Source organism: Aeromonas sp. 25-248, assembly GCF_053005425.1.
The window spans coordinates 611,297-624,704 of sequence record NZ_JBRKTB010000001.1 but is presented as its reverse complement, the minus strand read 5'-3'; the positions used below and the strand labels follow the sequence as shown (position 1 = coordinate 624,704).

At 59.8% G+C, this 13,408-nt stretch carries 12 protein-coding genes; 8 read left to right on the top strand and 4 right to left on the bottom strand.

Annotated features, from left to right (window positions below):
- Positions 1 to 93 precede the first annotated feature (93 nt).
- Positions 94 to 1,527 (top strand): PTS glucose transporter subunit IIBC, encoded by a 1,434-nt coding sequence (gene ptsG, locus ACVDHI_RS02870; RefSeq protein ID WP_277856155.1) that lies wholly within the window; start codon positions 94 to 96, stop codon positions 1,525 to 1,527.
- A gap of 163 nt (positions 1,528 to 1,690) precedes the next feature.
- Here the strand turns inward: ptsG and ACVDHI_RS02865 are convergent, their stop codons facing one another.
- The 4 genes from ACVDHI_RS02865 to map all read right to left on the bottom strand — a co-directional run bounded on the left by ACVDHI_RS02865 (position 1,691) and on the right by map (position 6,853).
- Positions 1,691 to 2,074 carry a DUF3461 family protein gene (locus ACVDHI_RS02865; RefSeq protein WP_039039426.1) on the bottom strand — a complete coding sequence of 128 codons (384 nt, stop codon included), beginning with the start codon at positions 2,072 to 2,074 and terminating at the stop codon, positions 1,691 to 1,693.
- Positions 2,075 to 2,351: 277 nt separating this feature from the next.
- Entirely contained in the window at positions 2,352 to 3,179 is an 828-nt protein-coding gene (dapD, locus tag ACVDHI_RS02860; protein ID WP_010673400.1) for a 2,3,4,5-tetrahydropyridine-2,6-dicarboxylate N-succinyltransferase, read from the bottom strand.
- 178 nt (positions 3,180 to 3,357) lie between these two features.
- Positions 3,358 to 6,000, bottom strand: coding sequence for a bifunctional uridylyltransferase/uridylyl-removing protein GlnD (gene glnD, locus ACVDHI_RS02855; RefSeq protein WP_042015535.1), 2,643 nt, complete (start codon positions 5,998 to 6,000; stop codon positions 3,358 to 3,360).
- Positions 6,001 to 6,064: 64 nt separating this feature from the next.
- On the bottom strand, positions 6,065 to 6,853 hold the full coding sequence (gene map / locus ACVDHI_RS02850) for a type I methionyl aminopeptidase (protein ID WP_010673402.1): 789 nt from the start codon (positions 6,851 to 6,853) through the stop codon (positions 6,065 to 6,067).
- A gap of 358 nt (positions 6,854 to 7,211) precedes the next feature.
- Between map and rpsB the strand changes: the two genes are divergently transcribed.
- From rpsB to ispC, 7 genes are all read left to right on the top strand, one after another.
- Entirely contained in the window at positions 7,212 to 7,940 is a 729-nt protein-coding gene (rpsB, locus tag ACVDHI_RS02845) for a 30S ribosomal protein S2 (protein WP_010673403.1), read from the top strand.
- Positions 7,941 to 8,044: 104 nt separating this feature from the next.
- Positions 8,045 to 8,926 carry a translation elongation factor Ts gene (tsf, locus tag ACVDHI_RS02840; RefSeq protein WP_010673404.1) on the top strand — a complete coding sequence of 294 codons (882 nt, stop codon included), beginning with the start codon at positions 8,045 to 8,047 and terminating at the stop codon, positions 8,924 to 8,926.
- A gap of 71 nt (positions 8,927 to 8,997) precedes the next feature.
- Positions 8,998 to 9,732: a UMP kinase gene (pyrH, locus tag ACVDHI_RS02835; RefSeq protein ID WP_010673405.1), complete on the top strand. Its 735-nt coding sequence runs from the start codon at positions 8,998 to 9,000 to the stop codon at positions 9,730 to 9,732.
- Between the two features lie 95 nt (positions 9,733 to 9,827).
- A complete protein-coding gene (frr, locus tag ACVDHI_RS02830) occupies positions 9,828 to 10,385 on the top strand; it encodes a ribosome recycling factor (protein ID WP_010673406.1) in 558 nt (185 codons plus the stop codon).
- 72 nt (positions 10,386 to 10,457) lie between these two features.
- A complete protein-coding gene (uppS, locus tag ACVDHI_RS02825) occupies positions 10,458 to 11,234 on the top strand; it encodes a polyprenyl diphosphate synthase (protein WP_039039427.1) in 777 nt (258 codons plus the stop codon).
- Between the two features lie 27 nt (positions 11,235 to 11,261).
- The gene (locus tag ACVDHI_RS02820; RefSeq protein ID WP_039039428.1) at positions 11,262 to 12,119 is read left to right on the top strand and encodes a phosphatidate cytidylyltransferase; all 858 of its coding nucleotides are present in this window, start codon (positions 11,262 to 11,264) and stop codon (positions 12,117 to 12,119) included.
- Positions 12,120 to 12,186: 67 nt separating this feature from the next.
- Complete coding sequence (gene ispC / locus ACVDHI_RS02815) at positions 12,187 to 13,383, top strand: 1-deoxy-D-xylulose-5-phosphate reductoisomerase (protein ID WP_042864260.1); 1,197 nt, start codon at positions 12,187 to 12,189, stop codon at positions 13,381 to 13,383.
- Positions 13,384 to 13,408: the final 25 nt, after the last annotated feature.

Here is a 13,408-nt window from a genome sequence, read left to right as displayed (position 1 = left end):
AAACGCACTTGGCGCAGTGACGGATGAAGCACATCGTCATCAATAAACTGCCCTGAGTCGTTGTCGGAAAAAAATCCATTCAGGAGCGCACACATGTTAAAAAATGCTTTCTCTAATCTGCAAAAGGTCGGTAAGGCGCTGATGCTGCCCGTATCGGTCTTGCCCGTTGCAGGTATTCTGCTGGGGGTGGGTGCTGCCCACTTCAGCTGGTTGCCGGAGATCGTCTCCCAACTGATGGAGCAGGCCGGTGGTTCCGTATTCGGCCAGATGGCTCTGCTGTTCGCCGTGGGCGTCGCCCTTGGCTTCACCAATAACGACGGTGTGTCCGGCCTGTCCGCCATCGTCGGCTACGGCATCATGACCGCTACCCTGACCGTGATGGCGCCTGTGATGGGTGTCGAGAAGATCGATACCGGTGTGCTGGGTGGTATCCTCGCCGGTGGCGTGGCTGCCTGGGCGTTCAACCGCTTCTACAAGATCCAGCTGCCAGAGTACCTTGGCTTCTTCGCTGGCAAGCGTGCCGTGCCCATCATCACCGGTTTTGTTTCCATCGGTCTGGGTGTCGTGCTCTCCTTCATCTGGCCGCCGATTGGTGGTGCCATCGGTGCCTTCTCCGACTGGGCTGCCAACCAGAACCCGGTCCTGGCCTTCGGTATCTACGGCGTGGTTGAGCGCTCCCTGATCCCGTTCGGTCTGCACCACATCTGGAACGTGCCGTTCTTCTATCAGGCTGGTACTTGCGTCAACGCCGCCGGTGAAACCGTACACGGCATCATGACCTGTTTCCTGACTGCTGATGACGCTTCCCGTGCTGCCGGCAACGGCTTCGGTCAGCTGGCGGGTGGCTACCTGTTCAAGATGTTCGGTCTGCCTGCTGCTGCATTCGCCATTGCGCACTCCGCCAAGCCGGAAAACCGCGCCAAGATCGTAGGTATCATGGCTTCTGCTGCCCTGACCTCCTTCCTGACCGGTATCACCGAGCCTATCGAATTCTCCTTCCTGTTCGTGGCCCCGGTTCTGTACGCCATCCACGCCCTGCTGGCCGGTCTGGCATACGTGCTGACCAACATGCTGGGTGTCGTTCACGGTCACACCTTCTCCAACGGCTTCATCGATTTCGTGGTGCAATCTCCGCGTGCCGACAACATGCTGCTGCTGGTGGGTCTGGGTCTGGTCTACGCAGTCATCTACTACGTGGTCTTCACCGTGGTCATCCGTGCCATGAACCTGAAAACCCCGGGTCGTGAAGACGAAGCCGCTCAAGAGTCCTCTGCCGGTCAGAGCAAGGACGGGATGTCTGCTGCACTGGTCTCCGCCTTCGGTGGCAAAGAGAACATCGCCTCTCTGGACGCCTGCATCACCCGTCTGCGTGTCGGTGTGAAGGATGTGGCCAAAGTTGACCAGGCTGGTCTGAAGAAGCTGGGTGCCGCCGGTGTGGTGGTGGCGGGTTCCGGTGTACAAGCCATCTTCGGCACCAAGTCCGACAACCTGAAAACTGAAATGGACATCTGGATGAAGAGCAACTGATTGTCGCTCCAATATCCGAGTTCCGAAAAGGGAGGCGCAAGCCTCCCTTTTTGCTGGGTTGCGTTTGGTGGCGGGGCATGTGCGCGGACTTTCCTGACGGCGCCAGCATGGTGTGATCCAATGAAAAAGGCGCCCCTGGGCGCCTTTGCTGCATCAGACCGGCTTAAAGCTTTTCGAGATCCCGTTCTATCTCGCTGATCTTGTTCTGCACCACTTTTTCCAGATGACGCAAGTCGCGCAGTATCTTCTGCTTGATGTCCGGATCGGCGGAAGGCTGGCCGCCCTGGGTCAGATTGTCCAGCTCATCCACCACGTATTTGAGGTTGGCGTTGATCTCGGTGACATCCTTGTACTCATGGGTCCCCGAGTCGACCAGCATGGTCTTGCGCTGGCGAGGGTATTTGAATTTGACGCTTTTGGCGAAGAATTCACCCTTCTGCTTCTTGAAATAGATCTTGAGGATGTCGTGGTTGGCTTCCTGGCGCAGGGTGTAGCTGTCCACCGAGGTGGGTTCCTGGATCCCCAGGCTCTTGAGATTCTCGTACATCGGGCTTCCTTGGTTTGAAACGATCCTGACCCCTCTATCTTACCCGAGTCCGGACGCCTTGCCTGTGACAGGCGCGCCAAATTCAAATTGGTGTCAAAAAGGTCTTTTTTAATCAGCGAGCCAAGGGGGAGGGGTGAACGCCTTGTCAGCACTGCCATAAGCGGTATCGTCTCATGGGGGTGTGCAGTGCTGGTGGGGCAGGGGGGAGTTGGCGCCCACCCATGAGAGCGGGCATGAAAAAGGGCACCAGAGGTGCCCTTGATGACATCGGCGTGGATTACTCGTCGATGGAGCGCAGCAGGGCGTTGATGCCGACCTTGGCGCGGGTCTTGGCATCCACCTTCTTGACGATGACGGCGGCGTAGAGGCTGTACTTGCCGCACTTGGAGGGCAGGGAGCCGGAAACGACCACGGAGCCGGCCGGGACGCGGCCGTAGTGGATTTCGCCGGTTTCGCGGTCATAGATGCGGGTGGACTGGCCGATGAAGACCCCCATGGAGATGACGGAGCCTTCCTCGACGATCACCCCTTCCACCACTTCGGAACGGGCACCGATGAAGCAGTTGTCTTCGATGATGGTCGGGTTGGCCTGCAGTGGCTCCAGTACGCCGCCGATGCCGACGCCGCCGGAGAGGTGCACATTCTTGCCGATCTGGGCGCAGGAGCCCACGGTGGCCCAGGTGTCGACCATGGTGCCTTCATCGACGAAGGCGCCGATGTTGACGTAGGAGGGCATCAGCACTGTGTTCGGGGCGATGAAGGAGCCTTTGCGCGCGGTCGCGGGCGGCACGACGCGAACACCGGCAGCCTTGAACTGCTCTTCGGTGTAGTTGGAGAACTTCAGGGGAACCTTGTCGTAGTACTGGGCATCGTCGCCCTTGATGATGCCGTTGTCGTTGATGCGGAAGGAGAGCAGCACGGCCTTCTTCAGCCACTGGTGGACGACCCACTCGCCGGCAATCTTCTCGGCAACCCGGGCTTTGCCGGAGTCCAGCAGGTCGATGGCTTCCAGAATGGCGGCCTTGGTGGCGGCATCGACGGAGCCGGGGGTGATGGAGTCACGGCGCTCGAAGGCCGCTTCGATGGTCTGTTGCAACTGGGTCATGACAGGTTTCCTTTATAAAATTCTGTTTGTTGTATCACACTTTTCCAATCGTTTTTAAGGGCTCTCGCCGATTTCTTCAGAATCAGGGCGATTTATTGTACTTGAGTGGTCCAACCATTTGTTCTGATTGAGGAATCAATACGTCAAAAAGCCTCTTTCGAGGCTTCATCCGAGCGTGTCAGGCACTCTCGCCAACCGGTTCCTGGGGGTTGAGCTGATTGACCAGCCTCTCCTCGAGGGCCTGCTGCTCCTCCGGGTTCAGCGGCTCTCCGGCCAGGGTGGTGAGGCTGAAGAAGTCCTCCACCCGCTCACCGATGGTGGTGATCTTGGCGGCATGGAGGGAGAGGCCGCACTGCTGGAACACGGCACCGATACGGGCCAATAGGCCCGGAGTGTCCAGGGCCGTCAGCTCCAGCAGGGTGTGGCGGTTTTCCCCCTTGTGAGGCAGGAAGACCACCCTGGTCGGCACGCTGAACTGGCGGTGGCGTCTGGACAGGGGCTTGCTGCGCAGTACCAGCTTGCCCGGCTCCTGAAGGGCTTTCTCCAGCGCTTTCTTGATGGTGGCGGTACGGTTGGGGCTGATGGGCTCGCCGTTTGGCTCCAGCACGATGAAGGTGTCGAGCACGTAGTCGTTGCGCGAATTCATGATCTGGGCGTCGTGGATGCTGAGGTTCTTCTGATCCAGCGCCGAGGCCACGGTGGCAAAGAGGTTGGGGGTATCGCGACAATAGATGAACACCTCGCTACCGCCCCGTATGGGATGCTTGCCGATGAGCACCAGGGGGGCCGGGTTGTCACCGTGGGCGATGATCTTGCGGCAGTGCCAGGCGATCTGCTCCGGGCTGTGGCGCAGGAAGTAATCGGCCTTGAAGTCGTTCCAGAGGGCGGTGACAGCCTCCTGTGGCACCTCGCGCTGGGTCAGGATCTGTCTGGCCTGACGCTGGTTTTCACGGATCTTGAGGCGCATGTCCGGCGGGTTTTCCAACCCCTGGCGCAGGGCCTTCTGGGTGGCGAAGTAGAGTTCGCGCAGCAGGGTGCCCTTCCAGTCGTTCCACAGACTGTCGTTCGTGGCACAGATGTCGGCCACGGTCAAGCAATAGAGCAGGTCGAGGTGCAATTCATCCCGCACCTTCTGGGCGAAGTCGGTGACCACATCCGGGTCGTAGATGTCGCGACGCTGGGCGGTGACCGACATCAGCAGATGGTGGCGCACCAGCCAGGCGACCAGTCGGCTCTCGTAGCGATCCAGCCCGTGCAACTGGCAGAACTCCAGCGCATCCACGGCCCCGAGTTCGGAATGATCGCCACGCCTGCCCTTGGCGATGTCGTGGAAGAGGGCGGCGATGCTGAGCAGCTCGGGCTTGCGCAACTGGGTGAACACCTCGTGGCAGAGCGGGTGAGTCTGGCGGCTGGCCGGATTCGGGAAGCGATGGATGTTCTGCAGCAGCCTGTGGGTATGTTCGTCCACCGTGTAGGCGTGGAACATGTCGAACTGCATCTGGCCGACGATGAGGTTCCACTGGGGCAGGTAGGCCGCGAGGATCCCGTACTTGTGCATCAGGGTGAGCGGCTGGCCGATGCCGTTGGGGTGGCGCAGGAGCGCCATGAAGAGACGGCGGCACTCGGGTAGATCTTGCAGCCAGCAGTTGAGGGTGCGTCTGGCCTCGCGCAACTGGCGCAAGGTGGCGGAGTGGATGCCGGCAATCTCCGGGTGCTGGGCTATCTGGTAGAAGAGTCGCAGGATGGCGGCAGGATCCCGGCCGAACAGCTCGGAGTCCACCGCATCGATGAGGCGGCCGCGCAGCTGGAATTCGTCGCTGATGCGGCGCACGTCCATGGCGGTGTTGCCGAGAATGGCCTCGTCAAACAGTTGCAGCAGCATCTCGTTGAGCTCGGCCACCCGCCGCACCGTCTGGTAGAAACGCTTCATCATCTGCTCGACCGGGCCGTTACCTTCCCCCTCGAACCCCAGCATCTGGGCCACGGTGCGCTGGCGGTCGAACAAGAGACGGTTGTCCCCCTTGTTGATGGCCATGTGCAGGGCGAAGCGCACCTTCCACAGGAAGTTCTGACAGTCGAGCAGCTCCCGGTACTCGGCCCGGTTGAGAAAACCGTGGCTGGTCATCTCGAACAGGGTGGTGGCGCCGAAGTGGCGGCGGGCGACCCAGGCCAGGGTCTGGATGTCGCGAAGGCCCCCGGGATTGTTCTTGAGATCCGGCTCCAGCTTGTAGGCGGTGCCGAGAAACTGCTGGTGGCGCAGGGCCTGCTCTTCGCGTTTGGCACGAAAGAAGGCTTCGCTCGGCCAGAAGTGCTGGGGCTGGGTGGCCGCCTGCAACTGCTCGAATCCCGCCAGGCGACCCGTGATGTAACGGGCCTCGATGAGGTTGGTGGCAACCGTGATGTCGTTGCGACCCTGCTCGATGCACTCGGCCACGTTGCGCACCGACTGCCCCACTTCCAGCTTGAGATCCCACAAGAGGGTGATGAACTCGCCGATGCGAAGCCCCAGCACCTCGTCCAGTTCATCTCCTTCGTAGAGGATCAGCAGGTCGATATCGGAGTGGGGATGGAGTTCGCCGCGGCCATAGCCGCCTACCGCGATCAGGGTGAGCTCGGTCCTGTCGAAGCCGAACTTGTGCCAGAGCCTGGTCAGCAGCGCGTCCATGTATTCGGAGCGGGTGGCCACTAGTTCGATGATGTTGTCACCGGCGTCGAAGCGCTCGTGCAGCCAGGCGAGAAAGCGGCTCAGGTACTCCTTGCAGTTGTCACGGGTGAGCTGATCGTCTGGGAGCAGATGGGGAGAAAGCAGGCTGGCATCCATGGCATGTCACACTCTCGGTCGGGCCGGGTAAAGAGCAACCCCGGCGCGCGGCCGGGGTTGAATGTCAAACGTGGCGGATAAAACGCTCGATAGTGTCGTCGGGGCGCAGGGTCAGGACCTCGCAGCCATCCTCGGTCACCAGCAGGGTGTGCTCCCACTGGGCGGAGTCGCCGCCGTCCTTGGTGGTGACGGTCCAGCCATCCTTCGGATTGACCTTGCAGTGGTACTTCTTGCTGTTGACCATGGGCTCGATGGTGAAGCACATGCCCGCTTTCAGCTCCAGCTTGCCGCCGTTGCGGTAGTGGAGGATCTGCGGCTCTTCGTGGAACTCGGCACCGATGCCATGGCCGCAGTAGTCGCGTACCACGGAGAAGCCGGCCTGCTCGACGATGGGCTGGATGACGGCGCCGATCTCGGTGATGCACATGCCCGGGCGCACCCGCTTGATGGCGGCATAGAGGCTATCCTGGGCCACCTTGCAGAGCTGGCGACGCAGGGGGGTGGTCTGGCCCACGATGAACATGGCGGAGGTATCGCCGTGATAACCATCCTTGATGACGGTGATATCCAGATTGATGATGTCCCCTTCCCGCAGTTTCTTGTGGTTCGGGATGCCATGGCAGATGACATCGTTCACCGAAGTACAGATGGACTTGGGGAAGCCGTGGTAATTGAGCGGCGCGGGGATGGCCTGTTGCACGTCGACGATGTAATCGTGGCAGAGGGTATTCAGTTCGTCTGTGGTGACGCCCGCCTTGACGTGGGGGGCGATCATGACCAGCACGTCGGCGGCCAGCTGGCCGGCGACACGCATTTTCTCAATCTCTTCCGGTGTCTTGATTTTAATGGACATGGGATCTCTCTTGGGGCCTGATTGCGCATCCTGCCGATGCCCAACAACCAGGTAATGAAAAATAGATGCGTTTGCAATCAGGGCGAAATTTTATCCCCAACCCCCGTTTACTTCCAGTGTGATCGTCATCGCAACGTCATCAGGCGGTCGCACCATGGTCCGGGATCCATTTTTAGCACCCGGGCTGGTGGTGTCATGACCAAAGTTATGGTATAAAGCGCGCCGGAATGGGGAACTCGTGTCCTCATGCCATCACCCTTACTCAACAACACACACACATCGACACATATGCCGGGGTGCCTTAACGGGTCGGTTATATGGGATGTGTGGAGGCCTAACCCCAATACAGAGGTATAAAATGGCTAAAGTTTCTATGCGCGACATGCTGCAAGCCGGCGTTCACTTCGGTCACCAGACTCGTTACTGGAACCCGAAAATGAAGTCCTACATCTTCGGCGCCCGCAGCAAAGTTCACATCATCAACCTGGAAAAAACCGTTCCGATGTTTGACGATGCCATGAACTTCATCAGCTCCGTAGCTGCCAAGAAAGGCAAGGTACTGTTCGTAGGTACCAAGCGTGCCGCGTCTGAAGCCGTCAAAGAAGCCGCTGAGCGTTGCGACCAGTTCTATGTTAACCACCGCTGGCTGGGCGGCATGCTGACCAACTGGAAAACCGTTCGTCAGTCCATCAAGCGCCTGAAAGATCTGGAAACCCAGAGCGAAGACGGTACCTTCGACAAGCTGACCAAGAAAGAGGCGCTGATGCGTACTCGCGAAATGGAAAAGCTGGAGAAGAGCCTGGGTGGTATCAAGAACATGGGCGGCCTGCCTGACGTTCTGTTCGTTGTCGATGCCGACCACGAGCACATCGCTATCAAAGAAGCCAACAACCTGGGTATCCCGGTAGTTTCCATCGTTGATACCAACTCCAACCCGGACGGCGTTGACTATGTCATCCCGGGTAACGACGACGCTATCCGTGCCGTACAGCTGTACCTGAACGCTGCTGCTGACACCGTTCTGGAAGCCCGCGAGCAGGACATCGTTGTTCAAGCCGAACAAGATGGCTTCGTTGAAGCTGAGTAATTGATAAGGACTGAAAAGCCCTTATTAACCAAGCTGATGTAATTGGTTAGCAGGGGCCCTTGTGGCCCCTGTTTCTTGTCAATTCAAGACCGAGGATACTGGACATGGCAAACATTTCTGCCGCCCTGGTAAAAGAACTGCGCGAGCGCACCGCCGCTGGCATGATGGATTGCAAAAAAGCGCTGGAAGAAGCCAACGGTGATATCGAGCTGGCTATCGAGAACATGCGTAAATCCGGTCAGGCCAAGGCCGCCAAGAAAGCTGGCCGTATCGCCGCTGAAGGTGTGATCTTCGCCCGTACCGAAGGCAACGTTGCCGTCATGATCGAGCTGAACTGCGAGACTGACTTCGTTTCCAAGGATGCCGGTTTCCTGGCCATGGGTCAGAAGATCGTCGAGATCGCTGCTACCCAGAAAATCGCTGACGTTGACGCGCTGAAAGCCGCCGATTTCGGCAACGGCGAGTCCGTCGAGCTGACCATCACCAACCTGATCGCCAAGATCGGTGAGAACATGAACCTGCGTCGCGTGATGCTGGTTGAAGGTGACAACCTGGGCACCTACGTTCACGGCTCCCGCATCGGTGTTATCACCAAGCTGGTTGGCGGTACCGACGAGCTGGCCAAAGATCTGGCCATGCACGTTGCTGCCAACAGCCCGCAATTCGTCAAACCGGAAGACGTGTCTGCCGAAGTCGTTGCCAAAGAGCGCGAAATCCAGATCGACATCGCCATCAACTCCGGCAAGCCGAAAGAGATCGCCGAGAAGATGGTTGAAGGCCGCATGAAGAAGTTCACCGGTGAGGTTTCCCTGACTGGTCAACCGTTCGTGAAAGATCCTTCCATGACCGTTGCCGAGCTGCTGAAGAAAGAAGGCGCTGACGTTGTTTCCTTCACCCGTTTCGAAGTGGGCGAAGGCATCGAGAAGCAAGAGACCGACTTCGCTGCTGAAGTAGCAGCCCAGATCGCGGCCGCTCAGAAGGCCTAATCGAACCGGTTTTTCCGTTTCCCCAGACCGCGACTTATGTCGCGGTCTTTATATGACCAGGAATCAGTGACATGAGTACCAATCCCAAGCCTGCATACAGACGTGTTCTTCTGAAGTTGAGTGGTGAAGCCCTGCAAGGATCCGAGGGTTTCGGCATTGATCCGGCGGTGCTGGAACGGATGGCCCAAGAGATCAAAGAGCTGGTTGAGCTGGGTGTTCAGGTCGGTCTGGTCATCGGTGGCGGCAACCTGTTCCGTGGTGCCGGCCTTGCCAAGGCAGGCATGAATCGCGTGGTGGGTGACCACATGGGCATGCTGGCGACCGTCATGAACGGCCTGGCCATGCGTGATGCCCTGCATCGTGCTTATGTGAATGCCCGCCTGATGTCGGCCATCTCCCTGCAAGGGGTCTGCGACTCCTACAGCTGGGCCGAAGCCATCAGCCAGCTGCGCGCCGGCAAGGTGGTGATCTTCTCTGCCGGTACCGGCAACCCCTTCTTTACTACCGACTCGGCAGCCTGCCTGCGCGGTATCGAGATCGAAGCCGACGTCGTGCTGAAAGCCACCAAGGTCGATGGCGTGTTCACCGATGACCCGGTCAAGAACCCGGATGCCGTGCTCTATCAGGAACTGAGTTATGATGAAGTTCTTGAAAAAGAACTCAAAGTGATGGATCTTGCTGCTTTTACCCTGGCCCGCGACCACGATCTGCCGATCCGGGTGTTCAACATGAACAAACCGGGCGCGCTGCGCCGCGTGATCATGGGTGAGCCGGAAGGTACCCTGATCCACCAGGCCAGCAAGTAAGGCAAGTGTGAGCCCCAGGCTCGCTTGTCCATTACGCCAGTCAACAAGATAGATACGAGCCGCCTGTCGGCTCGTTCGCCAAAAGGAAAACCACTGTGATCAACGAGATTAAAAACGACGCCAAGGACCGCATGGGCAAAAGCGTAGAGTCGCTGAAGACCCAGATGTCCAAGATCCGTACCGGCCGTGCTCACCCGAGCCTGCTCGACGGCATCCAGGTGGAGTATTACGGTGCTGCCACTCCTCTGAAGCAGTTGGCCAACGTGGTGGCAGAAGATGCCCGTACTCTCTCCATCTCCATCTTCGATCGCTCCATGATCCAGGCGGTGGAAAAAGCCATCCTGACCTCCGATCTGGGCCTGAACCCGTCCAGCAACGGCCAGACTCTGCGCGTGCCGCTGCCGCCGCTGACCGAAGAGCGTCGCCGTGATCTGACCAAGATCGTCCGTGCCGAAGCCGAAGGTGCCCGAGTTGCCATTCGCAACATCCGTCGCGATGCCAACGCCGATCTGAAAGCCCTGCTGAAAGAGAAAGAGATCTCCGAAGACGACGACCGTCGCGCCCAGGAAGAGATCCAGAAGCTGACCGATACCTTCATCAAGCTGGTGGATGACGCCCTGGTTGTGAAGGAAAAGGAGCTAATGGAAATCTAAGCCTCCGACAGGTATATTACGAGCGCCGTGTAGTGCCCCTGCACGGCGCTTTTGTCTTTGTGGGAGAAATGAATGTCGCTTTTGGCAGCGCTAGGCGATAGCGCCAGCTCGTCCTTGCCCCGTCACGTCGCCATCATCATGGATGGCAATGGTCGCTGGGCCCAGAACCGCGGCAAGATGCGGGTTTCCGGGCACAAGGCGGGCGTGAAATCCGTGCGTGAGGCCGTGGCCTTTGCCGCCCGTGCCAAGATGGAGGCGCTGACCCTGTTTGCGTTTTCCAGCGAGAACTGGCGCCGTCCGGAAGGGGAAGTAAACGCCCTGATGGAGTTGTTCATGACGGTGCTGGGTCGCGAGGTGAGCAAGTTGCACAGCAACGGCATTCGCCTTCGGGTGATTGGCGACACTGCCCGCTTCAGCGAGCGGCTGCAGGCCAAGATCGCCAAGGCCGAGGCCCTGACCGCCAACAATCAGGGATTGACCCTCAATATCGCCGCCAACTATGGCGGTCAGTGGGACATCGCCCAGGCGGCCCGGACCCTGGCACGGGCCGTGGCGGCGGGTGAACTGGATGCCGAGGCGGTCGATGAGGCGGCATTGGGTCGTCATGTCTGCATGGCTGATCTTCCCCCCGTGGATCTGTTGATCCGCACCGGCGGGGATCATCGCATCAGCAACTTTGTCCTGTGGCAGCTCGCCTATGCCGAACTCTATTTTACCCCGGTCCTGTGGCCCGATTTTGACGAGGCCGAGTTCAGTGGGGCAGTTGCCTCCTTCGTTGCTCGCGAGCGTCGCTTCGGGTGTACGGGTGAACAGATCCGGGAATTGATCGCCGCGCAACAGACCGGCTAAACCCCGCTCCCAAGAGAGAGGTTTCTTTTGCTAAAACAACGAATTATTACCGCATTACTGTTAGTACCCCTGGTGTTGGGGGCGCTGTTTTTTCTGCCGTTGAAATTCTTTGCCCTGCTCGCCGCCCTGGTCTTTCTGCTGGCCAGCCGTGAGTGGAGTGCCTTCGTCACTGCCCAGCCGCAACAGTGGTTGCCGCTGGTGTTCTGTCTGCTGCTGGGGGCCAGCCTGTTCTGGGTGCCCGTGGAGCAACTCTGGATCCCCCAACTGCATCCGCTGGTGATGGGCGTGCTCTGGACTGCCGTCAGCTGGTGGCTGCTGGGGCTGCTGCTGGTGCTGCGCTACCCGCAAAGCGCCAGGCTGTGGCGTGAATCCATCTGGCTCAAATCCCTGTTCGGTCTGGTGACCCTGGTTCCCTTCTTCTGGTCCCTGGTGGCCATTCGCGGCTACAACTTCTACCACGACCCCATGATGGGGGCCTGGATCCTGCTGTTCGTGATGGGACTGGTCTGGGCGGCAGATTCTGGCGCGTATTTTTTCGGCAAGGCGTTCGGAAAACACAAGCTGGCGCCGGCCGTGAGCCCGGGGAAAACCATTGAAGGCATGCTGGGCGGCCTCTTTACCGCCAGCCTGCTGGCCATCGGCGTGACCTGGTTCATGGGCTTCGTGCCTGCCAAAATGGGCACCGTGCTGCTCTGTTCCCTGCTGGCGGTGCTGGCCTCCGTGCTCGGCGATCTGGCCGAGAGCATGTTCAAGCGGGAAGCCGGCATCAAGGATTCCGGCACCCTGTTGCCGGGCCATGGGGGCATTCTCGATCGCATCGACAGCCTGACGGCGGCGCTGCCCGTCTTCCTGCTCAGCTACCTGTTGCTCGGTCCGGAGTTTTGATGTTTCGCGCACTGATGATCCCGGGAGCGTCCCGCTCCATCAGTCTGTTACCCAATCAGGAGTCTTGATGCAAAACCTGGTGATCCTGGGAGCGTCAGGCTCCATCGGTCAGAGCACCCTCAAGGTACTGCGCCACAACCCCGGGCGCTGGCAGGTGCTGGCGCTGACCGCTGCCCGCAGCGTGGACGCCATGCTGCGCGACTGTCTCGAATTCTCCCCCCGGTTCGCCGTCATGGTGGACGAAGGCGCCGCCAGTGATCTGGCGGGTCGGCTCAAGGCTCACGGCAGCACCACCCGGGTGTTGTCCGGTCAGGCAGCCCTGTGCGACGTGGCTGCTCACCCCGATGCCCACAGCGTGATGGCGGCCATTGTCGGTGCGGCGGGTCTGGCACCCACCATGGCTGCCGTGCGCGCCGGCAAGCGCATTCTGCTGGCCAACAAGGAGGCGCTGGTGATGTCCGGCGCCTTCTTCATGGAGGCGGTGCGCGAGCACGGCGCCGAGCTGCTACCCATCGACAGCGAACACAACGCCATCTTCCAGTGCCTGCCGGTCGACGTGCAGCGCCAGCCCGGTTTCTGCGATCTGGCCGGGGCGGGGATCAGCAAGATCCTGCTGACCGGCTCCGGTGGGCCTTTCCGCTATGCCGATGTGGGCGAACTGCACCATGTCACTCCGGCGCAAGCCATTGCCCATCCCAACTGGTCCATGGGGGCCAAGATCTCGGTGGACTCCGCCACCATGATGAACAAGGGGCTGGAGTACATCGAAGCGCGCTGGCTGTTCAATGCGGCCCCCGAGCAGATCCAGGTGGTGATCCACCCCCAGTCCGTCATTCACTCCATGGTGCAGTACAAGGATGGCTCCGTACTGGCCCAGCTCGGCAACCCGGACATGTGCACCCCCATTGCCCACGCTCTGGCCTATCCGGAACGGATCGAGTCCGGTGTGGAACCTTTGGATTTCTTCAGTGTCGGAGAGTTCAGCTTTATCCGGCCCGACTATGAGCGCTATCCCTGTCTGGCGCTGGCCATGAGGGCGTGCCAGCAGGGGCAGGGGGCGACCACCTCCCTCAATGCCGCCAACGAGGAGGCCGTCGCGGCTTTTCTTGCAGAGCGGATCGGATTTATGGATATTGCCAGAGTCAACGAATCCGTCATGGCCGAGCTGGGCAGCAGTGCCGCCGGCTCTCTGGCGGATCTCATCGCCCTGGACGGTACGGCCCGAGCCCGTGCCCAGCAACTGATAAAGGAGCTTGCCGTATGAACGGACCGTGGTGGCAGCCAGCCCC